This window comes from Streptomyces sp. NPDC054834 (genome assembly GCF_053611185.1).
Map to the genome: position 1 here is coordinate 1 of NZ_JBSGZV010000023.1, position 16,007 is coordinate 16,007.

The following is a 16,007-nucleotide window of genomic DNA, read 5'->3' on the forward strand; positions in this document are numbered from 1 at the left end:
GCGCGACCTTGCGCTGCCCGAGCCCTGTCCTCACACCGAGATGCCTGCTTCGGCGATCAGAGCTGGTTGCCGACGAAGACCGTCAGGTCGACGAGGCGGTTGGAGTAGCCCCACTCGTTGTCGTACCAGCCGATGACCTTCACGTTCTTGCCCTCCTGGACCATGGTCAGGGAGGAGTCGAAGGTGCAGGACGCCGGGGCGTTGACGATGTCGGAGGAGACGATCGGGTCCTCGGTGTAGTCGAGGAGGCCCTTCAGCTCGCCCTCGGCGGCCTTCTGGAAGGCGGCGTTGACCTCTTCCTTGGTGACCTCACGGCCGAGTTCGACGACGAGGTCGGTGACCGAGCCGGTCGGGACCGGGACGCGCATCGCGATGCCGTCCAGCTTGCCCTTGAGCTGCGGCAGGACCAGCGCGGTGGCCTTGGCGGCACCCGTGGTGGTCGGGATGATGTTCTCGGCGGCGGCACGGGCGCGGCGCAGGTCCTTGTGCGGGAAGTCCAGGATGCGCTGGTCGTTCGTGTAGGCGTGCACCGTCGTCATCAGGCCCTTGACGATGCCGAAGTTCTCGTCGAGGACCTTCGCCATCGGCGCCACACAGTTGGTGGTGCAGGAGGCGTTGGAGATGACGTGGTGGTTCGCGGCGTCGTACTTGTCCTGGTTGACGCCCATCACGATGGTGATGTCCTCGTCCTTGGCCGGGGCCGAGATGAGGACCTTCTTCGCGCCGCCGGCGATGTGCTTCGCGGCGTCGTCCTTCTTGGTGAAGATGCCGGTCGACTCGATGACGATGTCGACGCCCAGCTCGCCCCATGGGATGTCGGCCGGGTTGCGCTCGGAGAGCACCTTGATGGTGTGCCCGTCGACGGTGATCGTGTCGGCGGTGTGGGAGACCTCCTGCTTGAGGCGGCCCAGGATCGTGTCGTACTTGAGCAGGTGGGCGGTGGTCGCGGTGTCACCCAGGTCGTTGACAGCCACAACCTCGATGTCTGCACCCTGCTCCAGCAGCGCGCGGAAGTAGTTACGTCCGATGCGGCCGAAGCCGTTGATGCCTACGCGGATCGTCACGAACCGATCTCCTCGTTGGTACGCCGGCCATGCGGTGCCGGCGAGCTGTGTTTGGGATGTCCCCGACCACCCCCGACCCTACCTCCCTGGGGGCCCGGTGGTGACATCCAGATACCCCATACACGGCACGGCGGTCCGTACCCGCCAGTAGGGGTACGGACCGCCCCGGCTCTGCGCCGGGATCACCCCATTTGGCTATGGAGTGTCAGTGCCGGACGACCACCCGGATCACTCGTTCGTGAGCGCGTCGGCTCACTTGTCGAGTGCCTCGAGGGCCTTCTTCACCAGGGCCTTCCGGTCGGCCGCCGCCTGGACCTGTTCCAGGCCGAAGCCGAGCAGCACGGTCCGGTCCGTGGTGACCGCTCCGTACGTCTTGAACAAGGCTCCAGTGCGCGTCCAGTCCTTCAGGACCGCCGGGCTGCCCGGGGGCGGTCCGGACACGCTCCAGGCGCCCAGCGACGTCTCGAAGCCCTCGGTCTCCTTGGCCGTGCCGCCGACGACGAGCGAGGCGTCGTCGGCGAGTACGCCGTGGCCGCCGGTGCCCGGGTCGGTGATGTAGGCAATCGAGAGCTCGACGGACTTCCCGGCGTAGGCGCTCAGGTCGAAACCGACCGACTGCCAGCCGTTCGAGCTGCCGGTGAGGCTGTTCCAGGAGCCGCTGCTGCCGGTCGCGGTGCAGCCGCCGGCCGCGACGGTCAGGTAGTGCTGGAGCCACGGATGCTCGTTGACCAGGAAACCGGACTCGCAGTCGGTGGGCACCGCCTTGGAGGTGGCGCCGCCCGCCTCCGGAAGCGTCGTCCAGTCGTCGGCGCCGGTGGTGTGCGCCTCGACCACCGCGTGGTCGTAGCCGGGCTCGGTGTCCCACAGCAGGCGGGTGCGCAGCGTCGGCCTGTCGGCCGCGCTGACACCGGTGAGGTCGATGGTGCGGGTGAGCCGCTTGTAGGCGTCGTCGGTGTGCACCGCCGCGGCCATGTACGAGCCCGTGTACGGCCCGTACGGGTTGACGGTCCCGGCGAACTGGCCCGCCCCCGCGCTGGCGAACTGCGGGTAGGCGGCCGTGGACAGCTCGTCGGAGGTGACGGAGTAGGTGCCGGCCTTGTCGAGCGGGTTGCCGGGCGCGTCGCCGAGGGCGCCGGTGAAGCCGCCGAGGGCGCCGGAGCCGGTGAAGCCGGTGGCCCCGGTGAGCGACGTGCGCGAGTAGGCGCCGAGGTAGTACTGGCTGAAGTCGTCCGACGGGGTGCCGTCGGCGAGGGCGACGTTGCCGCCTGCCAGTTCACCGGCCTCGATCAGCTTGCCGCCCTCGTTGAGGTAGGCGCGCAGCTGGAGCTGGGTGGCGTTGCCCGGGCCGCTCGTGCCGGAGTAGTGCACGACCGTCTTGAAGTACTTCAGCACGCCGAGCGCGTCGGGCGCCCCCTGCGTGGCGACGTCCCAGACGACCGCCCTGCGGCCGGCCGCCTTCAGCGCGTCCACGTACTTCTGCGCCTGAGTGGCGGCCGCGCCCTCTTCGGCGACCACGAGGGTGTCCGCCGCGGGCCGCTTGGCCACGGTGTACGTGAAGTGCGTGCTGGAGGTGCGCTTTCCGCTCCTCGTCCGTCCGGTGAACCACACCTCGACCTTGTCGCCGGGCTTGCCGGCCCGGACCTTGGCCCGGTACTCGTCGAAGTAGAGGTTGTCCTCACCGCCGTAGGTCTCGCCGCCCTTCCAGGACCTGAGCGCCTGGTCCCGCGTGCGGCCGCCGTTGACGCGGTACTTGAGCTCCTTGTCGCGCACGGACTTGCGGACGACGACCGAGACCTGCTGGTCGGCGCCGCGCGAGTACGACGTCGAGAACGTCGCCGGGGTGAAGTCGGCGGCGCTCAGCCCGACCGAGGAGGACGGCTTGTCGGGGTGGGCGGCGGTCTCGGCGACGGAGAGCGCGAACGGGACGTTCTTGGTGAACTCCTGCTGGATCAGCTTCTCGTCGTCGGGGAAGTTGAAGACCGACTGGCAGTCGGAGGCCTTCCAGGCGTCGTTCGGGTCGAGGTTCGACGCGGTCTGGCAGGTCGACATCTCAGGCGTGAACATCGCCATGCCGTTGACGTTGGAGGCGTGGCCGTCGGCCTCGCCGTTGGTGGTGTACAGCTCCGAGGAGACCTGCGGGTGGTAGCCCGGGATCGCGGACTTGTCGGGGGTGCCGGCGAGGGCCTTGTAGAGGACGTCGTCCGGGGTCGGGGTGGCAACCTGCCAGCCGACGCCGTAGAGGAGCAGTTCGGCGGCGGAGTGGTAGTTGACGGCGTACGCGAAGCCGATGCGCTTCTCGAAGCCGTCGAGGGCCTTGGTCTCGGGCTCGGACTCCGGGCTCGCGCCGCGATAGGTCTCGCTCGTGGGGTTGGGTGACGAACCCTCGTCGTCGTAGCCCCACTTGTAGGCGAAGTTGCGGTTGAGGTCGACGCCGTCGCCGGTGGAGATGGCTCCGTCGCCGTTGACGTCCCGCAGGTTCTTGCGCCACAGGCGGGAGGCGGAGTTCTTGAAGGTGTAGTCGTAGCCGTCGGGGTTGGCCGACAGGACGAACCACAGCTCGGTCGAGTCGACGATCTTCTTGATCCGCTTGTCCGTCTTGTAGCTGTCCAGGTAGTAGTGGAGCAGCCGCCTCGTCATCTCCGGCGTGATCCACTCGCGCGCGTGCTGGTTGGACATGTACAGCACGGAGGGCTTGGAGCCGTCCTTGGACCTCTTCGCGTTCTTGGTCAGTTTGAGCGCGAGGATGTCCTGGCCGCCCACGGTCTTGCCGATGGACTCGACCTTGGCGAGGCCGGGGTTCTGCTGGGCGGTCCGGAGGATCTCCGCCTTCAGGCCGCCGCTGCCGCTGTAGGGGCGGAACACGCCCTGGGCCGCGTCCTCGACGCGGGTCGCGGCCCTGGCGGAAAGTGTGTGTTCGGTGAGGTCGACGCCCTGCTTCTCGAGCTTCTTCGCCTGCTGGCCGGTGAGATAGAGCTCGACGGTGTGCTTGCCGGGTCCGGCCGCCTGCTCGCCGAGTTCGTTGCCGTCCTGTCCGGCCGCGAGCAGCAGCGGCACCTGCTTCTGGGTGACTTCGGCGCGGAATACCTTGACCTCGTTGTCGCTGTTGGCGTCAGCTTTGGCCGGGGTACCACTGTGTGCCTGGGCGATGGGTGCGAGGCTCGCTCCGCCGATGAGAAGCGCGCCGACAGCGAGGATCGATCTCGCTCTGTGTCTCATGAACCCCCCTTGCCGTGGTTCGCCACAGCGGCGAACATCTGCCAGGCTCATGACACAACATGATCGAGTCAAGGGCGCCTCAAGGACAGCAAAACGCCGGTGCCGATCACCCAAGTGGGCTCGGACACCGGCGATCTGACAAGCCGTCAATCACCCTGCCAGGTTGTCGGCCAGCTCCTCGGAGAGGTTGGACTCCGTCCCCGGGATGCCGAGGTCGGAGGCGCGCTTGTCGGCCATCGCCAGCAGACGGCGGATACGGCCGGCGACGGCGTCCTTGGTCAGCGGCGGGTCGGCGAGGGCGCCCAGCTCCTCCAGGGAGGCCTGCTTGTGCTCCATGCGCAGCCGCCCGGCGGCCGCGAGGTGCTCGGGGACCTCGTCGCCGAGGATCTCCAGGGCACGCTGGACGCGGGCACCGGCGGCGACGGCGGCGCGGGCCGAGCGGCGCAGGTTGGCGTCGTCGAAGTTGGCGAGCCGGTTCGCGGTGGCCCGCACCTCGCGGCGCATCCGGCGCTCCTCCCAGGCCAGCACGGACTCGTGCGCGCCGAGCCGGGTGAGCAGGGCGCCGATCGCGTCGCCGTCACGGACGACCACCCGGTCCACGCCCCGGACCTCGCGGGCCTTCGCGGCGATGGACAGCCGGCGAGCGGCGCCCACCAGCGCCAGCGCGGCCTCCGGCCCCGGGCAGGTCACCTCCAGGGAGGAGGAACGGCCGGGCTCGGTCAGCGAGCCGTGCGCCAGGAAGGCCCCGCGCCAGGCCGCCTCGGCGTCACAGGTCGCGCCGGAGACCACCTGCGGGGGCAGGCCGCGGATCGGGCGGCCCCGGCCGTCCACCAGACCGGTCTGCCGGGCCAGCTGGTCGCCGCCGGCGACCACCCGCACCACGTACCGTGAGCCGCGGCGCAGCCCACCGGGCGCCATCACGATCAGCTCCGAGGTGTGGCCGAAGATCTCCAGGATGTCCCGCTTGAGGCGGCGGGCCGCCATCGCGGTGTCCAGCTCCGCCTCGATCACGATGCGCCCGCTCACCAGGTGGAGGCCGCCGGCGAACCGCAGAATGGCGGAGACCTCCGCCTTCCTGCAGCAGGTCCGGGTGACGGGGAGCCGGGAGATCTCATCCTTCACCGCTGCCGTCATCGCCATGGGCCGATCCTTCCATGCATCCGAAAAATACGGTCGTACGCGGCGGCCAACAGCTCCGGGTCGTGCCTCGGGGTCCCGTCGGTCCGGGCCACGGGCGCCAGCTCGACCGCGGCTCCCAGCCGCTTGGCGGCCTCGGTGAGCGAGTCGCGGTCGGGCACGGCGGCCTCGTCGGCCAGCACCACGTCCAGGGCGAGTTTAGGGGCGTGTCGCCCCAAAACCTCCAAATGACGCTGCGGAGAGAAGCCCTCGGTTTCTCCGGGCTGCGGGGCGAGGTTCAGGGAGAGCACCCGGCGTGCCTTCGTCTCCGTGAGGGCGTCCAGGAGTTCGGGGACGAGCAGGTGCGGGATGACCGAGGAGAACCAGGAGCCGGGGCCGAGCACCACCCAGTCGGCGTCCAGGACGGCGGCGACGGCCTCCGGGACGGCGGGCGGGTCGTGCGGCACCAGGTGCACGGACTGGACCTCGCCCGGGGTGAGGGCGACGGTGGCCTGCCCGCGCACGGTGTCGACCTCGTCCGGGCGCTCCGGGTCGTGCCCCTTGACCAGGGCCTGGAGTTCCAGCGGCACGGCGGACATGGGCAGCACGCGCCCGTGCGCGCCCAGCAGCTTGCCGACCAGGTCCAGGGCCTGCACATGATCACCGAGCTGCTCCCACAGGGCGACGATCAGCAGGTTGCCGACCGCGTGGCCGTGCATCTCGCCCTGGGACTGGAAGCGGTGCTGGATGACCCGGGCCCAGGTCTGCCCCCAGTCGTCGTCGCCGCACAGCGCGGCCAGCGCCTTGCGCAGGTCGCCGGGCGGCAGCACGCCCAGCTCGTCGCGCAGGCGCCCGCTGGAGCCGCCGTCGTCGGCGACGGTGACGACGGCGGTGAGGTCGCCGGTGATCCGGCGCAGCGCGGCGAGCGAGGCGGACAGGCCCATGCCGCCGCCGAGGGCGACGACCTTGGGCTGGGTGCCGCGACGGCGCGGCCGGCCGCCGCGGATCTCCGCGGGCCGGCCGGCCCTGGCCTCGGGCACCATCCGGCGCAGCCTGCTCAGCCGCGGTGTACGTTCCGTCATTCCCGTCCCATGTCCCGGTGGACGACCACCGTCTCCACGCCCTCGGCCGCGAGGCGTGCGGCGAGCTTCTCCGACATGGCGACCGAGCGGTGCTTGCCGCCGGTGCAGCCGATGGCGATCGTCACATAGCGCTTGCCCTCACGGCGGTAACCGGCCGCGATGAGCCGTAGCAGTTCCGCGTACCGGTCGAGGAACTCCTTGGCGCCGGGCTGGTTGAAGACGTACGCGGCCACCTCCTCGTTGACGCCGGTGTACGGGCGCAGCTCCGGGACCCAGTGGGGGTTGGGCAGGAAGCGCATGTCCGCGACCAGGTCGGCGTCGACGGGGAGGCCGTACTTGAAGCCGAAGGACATCACGGTGGCCCGCAGCTCGGGCTCCTCCTCACCGGCGAACTGCGCGTCCATCTTGGCGCGCAGCTCGTGCACGTTGAGGCTGGAGGTGTCGATCACCAGGTCGGCGTCACCGCGCAGCTCGCGCAGCAGTTCCCGTTCGGCGGCGATGCCGTCGACGATCCGGCCGTCGCCCTGGAGGGGGTGCGGGCGGCGCACCGACTCGAAGCGGCGCACGAGTGCCTCGTCGGAGGACTCCAGGAAGACGATCCGGCGGGTGACACCCCGGGTGTCGAGGTCCGCGAGGGACTCACGCAGGTTGTCGAAGAAACGCCGGCCGCGTACGTCGACGACGACCGCGATCCGCGCCACGTTGCCCTGGGAGCGGGCACCGAGCTCCACCATGGTGGGGATCAGGGCCGGCGGGAGGTTGTCGACGACGAACCAGCCGAGGTCCTCCAGACACTTGGCGGCCGTCGAACGGCCGGCTCCGGACATGCCGGAGATGATCACCAGCTCGGGGATGGCCGTGTCGGGGGCCCCGGCTGTCTCGCTGCCCGTACTCACCTGTGCTCCGTTGTCCTGGACCTGCTGCTGCGGCTGATCCTCACCGGTGTCCCTGGGTGCCGGATCTCGGTCCGCTGTGGGCTGTGCGTCGTGCTCGTTCATGTCTCCTGCCCCCGTCGTTCGTCCGGGGCGCCCGCGGGCACGGGCTCCCCCGAGTCACCCGCCGTCGTCTCGGGCTCCTCGTCTTCAATGATCTCTCCGGTCGCCGTGTTCACGGCGGGTGCGGCCGGGGCCGCCTGCGCGAGTGCCACGGCGATGGTCTCGGCCGTCTTGCGGCCTATGCCGGGCACTTCCTGGATCTGGGTGACGGTGGCGGCCCGCAGCTTCTTCACCGAGCCGAAGTGCTTGATCAGCGCCTGTTTGCGGGTCTCACCGAGGCCGGGCACGTCGTCGAGGGGGCCGGCGCGGAACCGTTTGGCGCGCTTGGTCCGCTGGTAGGTGATCGCGAACCGGTGCGCCTCGTCGCGGACGCGCTGGAGCAGGTAGAGGCCTTCGCTGGTGCGGGGCAGGACCACCGGGTCGTCCTCGCCCGGCACCCAGACCTCCTCCAGGCGCTTGGCGAGGCCGCAGACGGCGATGTCGTCGATGCCGAGCTCGTCCAGGGCCCGCTGGGCGGCCGCGACCTGCGGCTGGCCGCCGTCGACGACGACGAGCTGCGGCGGGTAGGCGAACTTCCTGGGGCGGCCGTCGTCGTCCTTGAGGCCCTCCCTGATGTCACCGTCCCCCGTGCTGCCGTCTCCCGTGGCTCCGTCCCCCGTGACGCCGTCCTGGGAGCCGTCGTCGACCCACTCGCCGGTCCTCTCCTTCTCGGCGAGATAGCGGCGGAAGCGGCGGGTGATCACCTCGTGCATGGAGCGGACGTCGTCCTGACCCGCGAAGCCCTTGATCTGGAAGCGCCGGTACTCGCTCTTGCGCTGCAAGCCGTCCTCGAAGACGACCATGGAGGCCACCACGTCGTCGCCCTGTAGGTGCGAGATGTCGTAGCACTCGATCCGCAGGGGGGCGCTGTCCAGGTCGAGGGCCCCGGCGATCTCCTCCAGGGCGCGGGAACGGGTGGTGAGGTCGGAGGCGCGCTTGGTCTTGTGCAGGGCGAGGGCCTGCTGGGCGTTGCGCTGCACGGTCTCCATGAGCGCCTTCTTGTCGCCGCGCTGCGGGATGCGCAGCGAGACGTTCGAGCCGCGGCGGCCGGTCAGCCATTCCTGGACCGGTTCGACCGGCTCGGGCAGGGCGGGGACCAGGACCTCCTTGGGGACCGCGTCGCCGCTCTCCTCGCCGTAGAGCTGCTGGAGGGCGTGCTCCACCAGAGCGCCGGTGGTGACCTCCTCGACCTTGTCGGTCACCCAGCCACGCTGGCCGCGCACCCGGCCGCCGCGGACGTGGAAGATCTGGACGGCCGCCTCCAGCTCGTCCTCGGCGACAGCGATGAGGTCGGCGTCGGTCGCGTCGGCGAGCACGACCGCGTTCTTCTCCATGGCCTTCTTCAGGGCCTCGATGTCGTCGCGCAGGCGGCCGGCCCGCTCGTACTCCATCTCGTCGGCCGCCGCCATCATCTGCTTCTCCAGACGGCGCAGGTACGTGCCCGTGCGGCCGGCCATGAAGTCGGAGAACTCCTCGGCCAGTTCGCGGTGCTCCTCGGCGGAGATCCGCTCGACGCAGGGGGCGGAGCACTTTCCGATGTAGCCGAGCAGGCAGGGGCGGCCGGTGCGGGAGGCGTTCTTGAAGACGCCGGCCGAGCAGGTGCGCACCGGGAAGACGCGCAGCAGCAGGTCGACGGTGTCGCGGATAGCCCACGCGTGCGCGTACGGGCCGAAATACCTGACGCCCTTCTTCTTGTGACCGCGCATCACCTGTACCCGGGGGAACTCCTCGTTCATCGTCACCGCGAGGTACGGGTAGCTCTTGTCGTCGCGGTACTTGACGTTGAACCGGGGGTCGTACTCCTTGATCCACGAGTACTCCAGCTGGAGCGCCTCGACCTCCGTGGACACCACGGTCCACTCCACGGAGGCGGCGGTGGTGACCATCGTCCGGGTGCGGGGGTGGAGGTTCGCCAGATCCTGGAAGTAGTTCGCCAGGCGCTGGCGCAGGCTCTTCGCCTTTCCGACGTAGATCACCCGGCGGTGCTCGTCACGGAACCTGTAGACCCCGGGAGAGTCCGGGATGTCTCCCGGGGTGGGGCGGTAGCTGGAGGGGTCGGCCATGTCTCACACCCTACTGGCGAGGACCGACACCGCGACGGGCCTGTGGACAACGCCGTGCGCCTCCCGGCCGCCCGGGGGTCGCGCCTCGGCCAGGTGTGTACGGCGGCCGAACGCGAGGTGTTGTCGGAGCAAGGTCAACACGCTTCAATGCGGGGGAACTCGGGGGCCGTGAACGACGGCGCACGGATACGGCGTACAGATGTGCGGACGCACCGGCGCGGACGGGGTGGCCCCGACCGGGCCCGAGGGCCCGTTGCGAACGGTCTGACCAGCCGTAGTGAACCTTCACAGAAAGGCCCCTCTGCATGCCGCACGTCACACAGCGCGCGGACGTCGCCACCGCGGAACTGGACACGGCCCTGCGGGGCGGCCCCTTCCATGTCGCCCTGCGCGCCGCGATCGCCGCCCGCGGGCTTCCGCTCCAGCGCGTGCAGCACCACCTCTCGCGCCATGGGGTCAAGGTGGGCGTGACCAGCCTGAGCTACTGGCAGCAGGGCGCCCGGCGCCCGCAGCGCCCCGAGTCGCTGCGCGCCGTGCGGGCCCTGGAGGAGATCCTCCAGCTGCCGGACGAGTCGCTGATCCGGCTGCTCGCCGAGTCCGAAGAGAGCCGGGCCGCCGCACGCCCGGCGGCGGCCCGGTCGTACCGCTCCCTGGTCGAGGCCTCCGACGTCCTGGAACGGCTCCAGGCCGACCTGGGCTGGGCCCTCGACGGCGGGTTGCACACTCTCGGCCACCACGAGCGGATACGGATCGGCGCGCGCCGTGAACTGGCCGGCCGCGAGTCGCACCACATCGTGCGCGCCCACCGGGACGGCGTGGACCGCTTCGTGGCCGTCCACCACGGGGACCCGGGCTGCGTGCCGCAGCGCATGACGGTGCACGCCCTGGAGAACTGCCGCACCGGCCGGATCCGCTGGGACCAGGACAGCGGATTGCTCGTCGCGGAACTGCTCTTCGACACCCGGCTGCGGTCCGGCGACACCTTCCTCTTCCGGTACGGCGTCGAGGACGGCACGGCCGGAGTCGCACGCGAGTACGCGCGCGGCTTCGGCTTCCCCGGCGGCCAGTACGCCCTCCAGGTGCGCTTCGCCGCGGGGGCGGTGCCGGTGCGGTGCCACCGGTTCACCCAGCACTCGACGGCGGCCCCGCGCAGCGGGCGGCAGGAGTTGCCGCTCAGCGGGCTGCACCGCTCGGTGCATCTGGTCGAGCCACGGACCCGGCCGGGCATCGTGGGCATCTGCTGGGACTGGGGCTGAGTCCGGCCTCATAGGGGTGTGAACCTGGGACGTAAACGCTTGCGCAAGCGTTTACGTCGGGCGCCCGGATGGGATATTTTCCGCCAGAGGGCCGCCCCGGCCCAGGAGGGAACCCGTCCCATGTCCACCATGGCCGACGTCGCCCGGAGCGCCGGAGTCTCGGTGGCGACCGTCTCGCACGTACTCAACGGCACGCGCCCGGTGCTCCCGCACACGCGCCGGGCCGTCCTGGACGCCGTCGACGAACTCGGCTACACGCCCAACACCCTCGCCCGCTCCCTGGTGACCTCCCGTACCCGCTCCATCGGGCTCGCGGTGTCGGCGACCAGCAACCCGTACTTCACGGAGATCCTCCAGGGCGTGGAGGCCGCCGCCCTGGAGGAGGGATACAGCCTCCTCATCGCCGATCCGCACGACGACCCCGAGCACGAGCGCAAGGTCGTCCAGCTCCTCCACGAGCGCCGTGTCGACGGCATGATCGTCGCCCCGTCCGCGGACCCCCGCGGCCTCGTCGCCTACCTCGGCCGGCACGACGTACCGGCCGTGTTCCTGGACCGGGTGATCGACGGCCGCACCGGCACCGGCTCGCGCTTCGACCAGGTCTGCGCGGAGAACACCGAACCGATGACCCGGCTCGTGACCCATCTCGCCGGGCTCGGCCACCGCCGGATCGGGCTGGTCGCCGGGCTGCCCGGGCTGAGCACCACCAGCGAGCGGATCGCCGGCTACCGGCACGGCCTGGCCGCCGCCGGGCTGGCCCGCGACGAACGCCTCGAGGTCTGCGGCAACTCCGAGTCGGCCGGCGCCGAGCGGGCCACCGCGGCCCTGCTGGCGCTCACCCCCGCGCCGACTGCGCTCGTCACCGCCAACAACGCGATGACCATCGGCGCCCTGCGCGCCCTGCGCGCGCGGGACCTGTTCGTGCCCGGCGACATCGCCCTGTGCTGCTTCGACGACTTCGCGTGGGCCGATCTGTTCTCCCCGCGGCTCACCGCGGTCGCCCAGCCCAGCAGGGACATCGGGGCACGGGCCGTCCAGGTGCTCCTCGACCGCCTGGCCGCACCGGACGGTCCCGCCCGGACCGTCCGGCTGCCCAGCTCCTTCGTCCATCGCACATCGTGCGGGTGCCCCGAGAAAGGAACCGACTCTTGATCGTCGTCGCCGGTGAGGCACTGATCGACCTGGTACCGCGGGGCCCGGGGCCCCTCGCGGGGCTACAGCCGGCGCGCGGCGGCGGCCCCTACAACACGGCCGTGGCGCTGGGCCGTCTCGGCTCCCCCACCGCCTTCTGCTCCCGCACCTCCCTCGACGCCTTCGGCGAGGCCCTGCTCGACGGGCTGCGGCAGGCGGGCGTGGACGTCTCGGCCGTGCAGCGCGGCACAGAACCGACCACCCTCGCGGTCGCCACCGTCGGCGCCGACGGCTCGGCCGCCTACTCCTTCTACGTCGAGGGCACCGCCGACCGCCTGTTCACGGCTCCCGCCCGCCTTCCCGCCGGCACCCGCGCGGTGTCGTTCGGCACCTGTTCGCTCGTCCTGGAACCGGGGGCGAGCGCCTACGAGGAGCTGATGCGGACCGCGGCCGGGCAGGGCCTGTTCACCGCGCTCGACCCGAACATCCGGCCGGGCCTGATCCCCGACGCGGACGCCTACCGGGCGCGTTTCAAGAGCTGGCTGCCGTCGGTGACCCTGCTCAAGCTCTCCGAGGAGGACGCCCGGTGGCTGGGCGGCACCCCGGGCGATTGGCTGGCCGCGGGCCCCTCGGCCGTCGTGATCACCCGGGGCGGCGACGGTCTCACCGTCTTCACCCGGGAGGGCGCGGAGCATTCCGTACCGGGTGTGAAGGTCGACGTCGTGGACACCATCGGCGCCGGTGACACGGTGAACGCCGCCCTGCTGCACGGTCTGGCCGGCCAGGACGCCCTCTCCCCCGGGGTCGTCGCCGCCCTGGGCGCGGACGGCTGGACGCGGTTGCTGCGGTACGCGGCGCGCGCGGCGGCGATCACCTGCTCACGGGCGGGAGCCGAGCCGCCGTTCGCCGCCGAGCTGGGGGACATCTGACGATGGAACGGACGGTGCCCCGCGGTCAGTTCCCGCGGGGCACCGCTCCTTGTGTCGCTCAGGCCTTGCGTGCCCGCGTCGTCCTCTTCGCGGGTGCCGCCTTCTTCGTGGCTCCGGCGGCCTTGCCGGTCGCCGTGTTGTTGGCGGCCTTGGCGGTCCGGGCCGTTGCCGTCTTCTTCGCCGTCGCCTTCGCCGGGGGCGTGGCGTCGCTGATCGTCTCCGGCTGGAGGATGTCCCGGAGGAACTTGCCGGTGTGGCTGGCCGGAACCCCGGCCACCTGCTCGGGGGTGCCCTCCGCGACGACGAGGCCGCCGCCGGCGCCTCCCTCGGGGCCCATGTCGACGACCCAGTCGGCGGTCTTGACCACGTCGAGGTTGTGCTCGATGACGATGACCGTGTTGCCCTTGTCGACCAGGCCGGAGAGGACCTTGAGCAGCTTGCTGATGTCCTCGAAGTGCAGGCCGGTGGTCGGCTCGTCCAGCACATAGACCGTGCGGCCGGTGGAGCGGCGCTGAAGCTCGCTGGCGAGCTTCACGCGCTGTGCCTCACCGCCGGACAGGGTGGTGGCGGACTGCCCGAGACGGACGTAGCCGAGGCCGACGTCCTTCAGCGTGTTGAGGTGCCGGGCGATCGCCGGGACGGCCTCGAAGAAGTCCGTGGCCTCCTCGATCGGCATGTTCAGGACGTCGGCGATGGACTTGCCCTTGTAGTGGACCTCCAGGGTCTCCCGGTTGTACCGGGCGCCGTGGCAGACCTCGCACGGGACGTAGACGTCCGGGAGGAAGTTCATCTCGATCTTGATCGTGCCGTCACCGGCGCAGTTCTCGCAGCGGCCGCCCTTGACGTTGAAGGAGAAGCGGCCGGGCAGGTAGCCGCGGACCTTCGCCTCGGTCGTCTCCGCGAACAGCTTGCGGACGTGGTCGAAGACACCGGTGTACGTCGCCGGGTTCGACCGCGGGGTGCGTCCGATGGGCGACTGGTCGACGTGCACCACCTTGTCGACCAGGTCGTCGCCGTCCACGCGCGTGTGCCGGCCAGGGACGTTGCGCGCGCCGTTCAGCTCGCGGGCCAGGTGCGTGTACAGGATGTCGTTGACCAGCGTCGACTTGCCGGAGCCTGACACACCCGTGACGGCCGTGAACACGCCGAGCGGGAAGGACACGTCGATGTCCTGGAGGTTGTTCTCCCGGGCGCCGTGCACGGTGAGCTGCCGCGAGGGGTCACGGGGGCGGCGGATGCCCGGCACGGGGATCGACTTCTTGCCGGACAGGTACTGGCCGGTCTGCGACTCGGCGTTGGCGAGCAGCTCCTTCAGGGAGCCGCTGTGCACGACCTTGCCGCCGTGCTCGCCGGCGCCGGGGCCGATGTCGACCACCCAGTCGGCGACCTTGATGGTGTCCTCGTCGTGCTCGACGACGATCAGGGTGTTGCCCATGTCCCGCAGCCGGACCAGGGTCTCGATCAGCCGGTGGTTGTCGCGCTGGTGCAGGCCGATGGAGGGCTCGTCGAGGACGTACAGGACGCCGACGAGGCCGGAGCCGATCTGGGTGGCCAGGCGGATGCGCTGGGCCTCGCCGCCGGAGAGGGTTCCGGCCGCGCGGTTGAGCGAGAGGTAGTCCAGGCCGACGTCGACCAGGAACCGCAGCCGCTCGTTGACCTCCTTCAGCACACGCTCGGCGATCTTCTTGTCGCGGGCGCTCAGCTTCAGCTCGCCCAGGAAGTCCGCGCAGTCGCTGATGGACATCGCGGAGACCTCGGCGATCGACTTCTCCATGATCGTGACGGCGAGGACGATCGGCTTCAGGCGGGTGCCCTCACAGGTGGGGCAGGGCACCTCGCGCATGTAGCCCTCGAAGCGCTCGCGGCTGGCGTCGCTCTCGGCCTCGCTGTGCCGGCGCTTGACGAAGGGCACGGCGCCCTCGAAGGGCGTGGTGTACACACGCTCGCGCCCGTACCGGTTGCGGTAGCGGACCTCGATCTGCGTCTTGTGGCCGTACAGCAGGGCCTTCTTCGCGCGCTGCGGCAGACCGGCGAAGGGGATGTCCGTCCGGAAGCCCAGCGCGTCCGCGAGGGCGCCGACCAGACGGCCGAAGTAGTCCTTGGTGTGCCCGTGCGACCAGGGGTGTATGGCGCCCTCGTCGAGGGACTTGTCCTCGTCCGGGACGATCAGCTCCGGGTCGACCTCCATGCGCGTACCGATGCCGGTGCACTCGGGGCAGGCGCCGAAGGGCGAGTTGAACGAGAAGGAACGGGGCTCGAGCTCCTCGAAGGACAGGTCGTCGTAGGGGCAGTACAGGTGCTCCGAGTACATGCGCTCGCGCTCGGGGTCGTCCTCGGGGAGGTCGACGAAGTCCAGCACGACCATGCCGCCGGAGAGGCCGAGGGCCGTCTCCACGGAGTCGGTGAGCCGTCGCTTGGCGGAGTCCTTCACCGTCAGGCGGTCGACGACCACCTCGATGGTGTGCTTCTCCTGCTTCTTCAGCGTGGGCGGCTCGGAGAGCTGGATGGTCTGGCCGTCCACACGCGCGCGGCTGTAGCCCTTGGTCTGGAGGTCGGCGAAGAGATCGATGAACTCTCCCTTGCGCTCGCGCACCAGCGGCGAGAGCACCTGGAAGCGGCTCCCCTCCGGCAGCTCCAGGACCCTGTCGACGATGGCCTGCGGCGACTGGCGTGAGATCGGGCGGCCGCACTCGGGACAGTGCGGCTTGCCGATGCGCGCGAACAGCAGACGCAGGTAGTCGTAGACCTCGGTGATGGTGCCGACCGTCGAGCGCGGGTTGCGCGAGGTCGACTTCTGGTCGATGGAGACGGCCGGGGAGAGGCCCTCGATGAAGTCGACGTCCGGCTTGTCCATCTGGCCGAGGAACTGGCGGGCGTACGAGGAGAGCGACTCCACGTAGCGCCGCTGGCCCTCGGCGAAGATGGTGTCGAAGGCCAGGGAGGACTTGCCCGACCCGGACAGGCCCGTGAAGACGATGAGCGAGTCCCGAGGCAGGTCGAGCGAGACGTTCTTGAGGTTGTGCTCGCGCGCGCCACGGACGATGAGACGGTCGGCCACGCCGGTCCGCACCTTTCTTGAGAGAAGTGACAGGGGCGGGGCCCCCGTGCTTCTTCAG

10 protein-coding genes are annotated in these 16,007 nt (G+C 70.6%); 3 read left to right on the forward strand and 7 right to left on the reverse strand.

Translation table 11 applies throughout. The features are described from left to right. Positions 1–56: 56 nt before the first annotated feature. The 6 genes from gap to uvrC all read right to left on the reverse strand — a co-directional run bounded on the left by gap (position 57) and on the right by uvrC (position 9,575). Positions 57–1,064, reverse strand: a complete 1,008-nt coding sequence (gap, locus tag ACWGJM_RS27500) for a type I glyceraldehyde-3-phosphate dehydrogenase (RefSeq protein WP_132854504.1) — start codon at positions 1,062–1,064, stop codon at positions 57–59. Between the two features lie 252 nt (positions 1,065–1,316). Continuing rightward, on the reverse strand, positions 1,317–4,280 hold the full coding sequence (locus ACWGJM_RS27505) for a M14 family zinc carboxypeptidase (RefSeq protein ID WP_453414394.1): 2,964 nt from the start codon (positions 4,278–4,280) through the stop codon (positions 1,317–1,319). 150 nt (positions 4,281–4,430) lie between these two features. Continuing rightward, positions 4,431–5,420, reverse strand: coding sequence for a DNA-binding protein WhiA (gene whiA / locus ACWGJM_RS27510; RefSeq protein WP_453414395.1), 990 nt, complete (start codon positions 5,418–5,420; stop codon positions 4,431–4,433). Next, positions 5,411–6,478 (reverse strand): gluconeogenesis factor YvcK family protein, encoded by a 1,068-nt coding sequence (locus ACWGJM_RS27515; RefSeq protein ID WP_453414396.1) that lies wholly within the window; start codon positions 6,476–6,478, stop codon positions 5,411–5,413. The genes whiA and ACWGJM_RS27515 overlap by 10 nt, the downstream gene beginning before the upstream one ends. Then, positions 6,475–7,476, reverse strand: a complete 1,002-nt coding sequence (gene rapZ, locus ACWGJM_RS27520) for an RNase adapter RapZ (RefSeq protein ID WP_453414397.1) — start codon at positions 7,474–7,476, stop codon at positions 6,475–6,477. The genes ACWGJM_RS27515 and rapZ overlap by 4 nt, the downstream gene beginning before the upstream one ends. After that, the gene (gene uvrC / locus ACWGJM_RS27525; RefSeq protein WP_453414398.1) at positions 7,473–9,575 is read right to left on the reverse strand and encodes an excinuclease ABC subunit UvrC; all 2,103 of its coding nucleotides are present in this window, start codon (positions 9,573–9,575) and stop codon (positions 7,473–7,475) included. Before uvrC ends, rapZ begins: the two co-directional genes overlap by 4 nt. Before the next feature lie 305 nt (positions 9,576–9,880). Between uvrC and ACWGJM_RS27530 the strand changes: the two genes are divergently transcribed. The 3 genes from ACWGJM_RS27530 (at position 9,881) to ACWGJM_RS27540 (ending at position 12,891) form a co-directional block, all read left to right on the forward strand. After that, positions 9,881–10,831, forward strand: a complete 951-nt coding sequence (locus ACWGJM_RS27530) for a hypothetical protein (protein ID WP_453414399.1) — start codon at positions 9,881–9,883, stop codon at positions 10,829–10,831. Between the two features lie 120 nt (positions 10,832–10,951). Continuing rightward, positions 10,952–11,983 carry a LacI family DNA-binding transcriptional regulator gene (locus ACWGJM_RS27535; RefSeq protein ID WP_453414400.1) on the forward strand — a complete coding sequence of 344 codons (1,032 nt, stop codon included), beginning with the start codon at positions 10,952–10,954 and terminating at the stop codon, positions 11,981–11,983. Further along, positions 11,980–12,891 (forward strand): carbohydrate kinase family protein, encoded by a 912-nt coding sequence (locus tag ACWGJM_RS27540; RefSeq protein ID WP_453414401.1) that lies wholly within the window; start codon positions 11,980–11,982, stop codon positions 12,889–12,891. The genes ACWGJM_RS27535 and ACWGJM_RS27540 overlap by 4 nt, the downstream gene beginning before the upstream one ends. A gap of 58 nt (positions 12,892–12,949) precedes the next feature. On the opposite strand, the gene uvrA is transcribed toward ACWGJM_RS27540, so the two are convergent. Further along, positions 12,950–15,949 (reverse strand): excinuclease ABC subunit UvrA, encoded by a 3,000-nt coding sequence (gene uvrA, locus ACWGJM_RS27545; RefSeq protein WP_453414402.1) that lies wholly within the window; start codon positions 15,947–15,949, stop codon positions 12,950–12,952. Positions 15,950–16,007 lie beyond the last annotated feature (58 nt).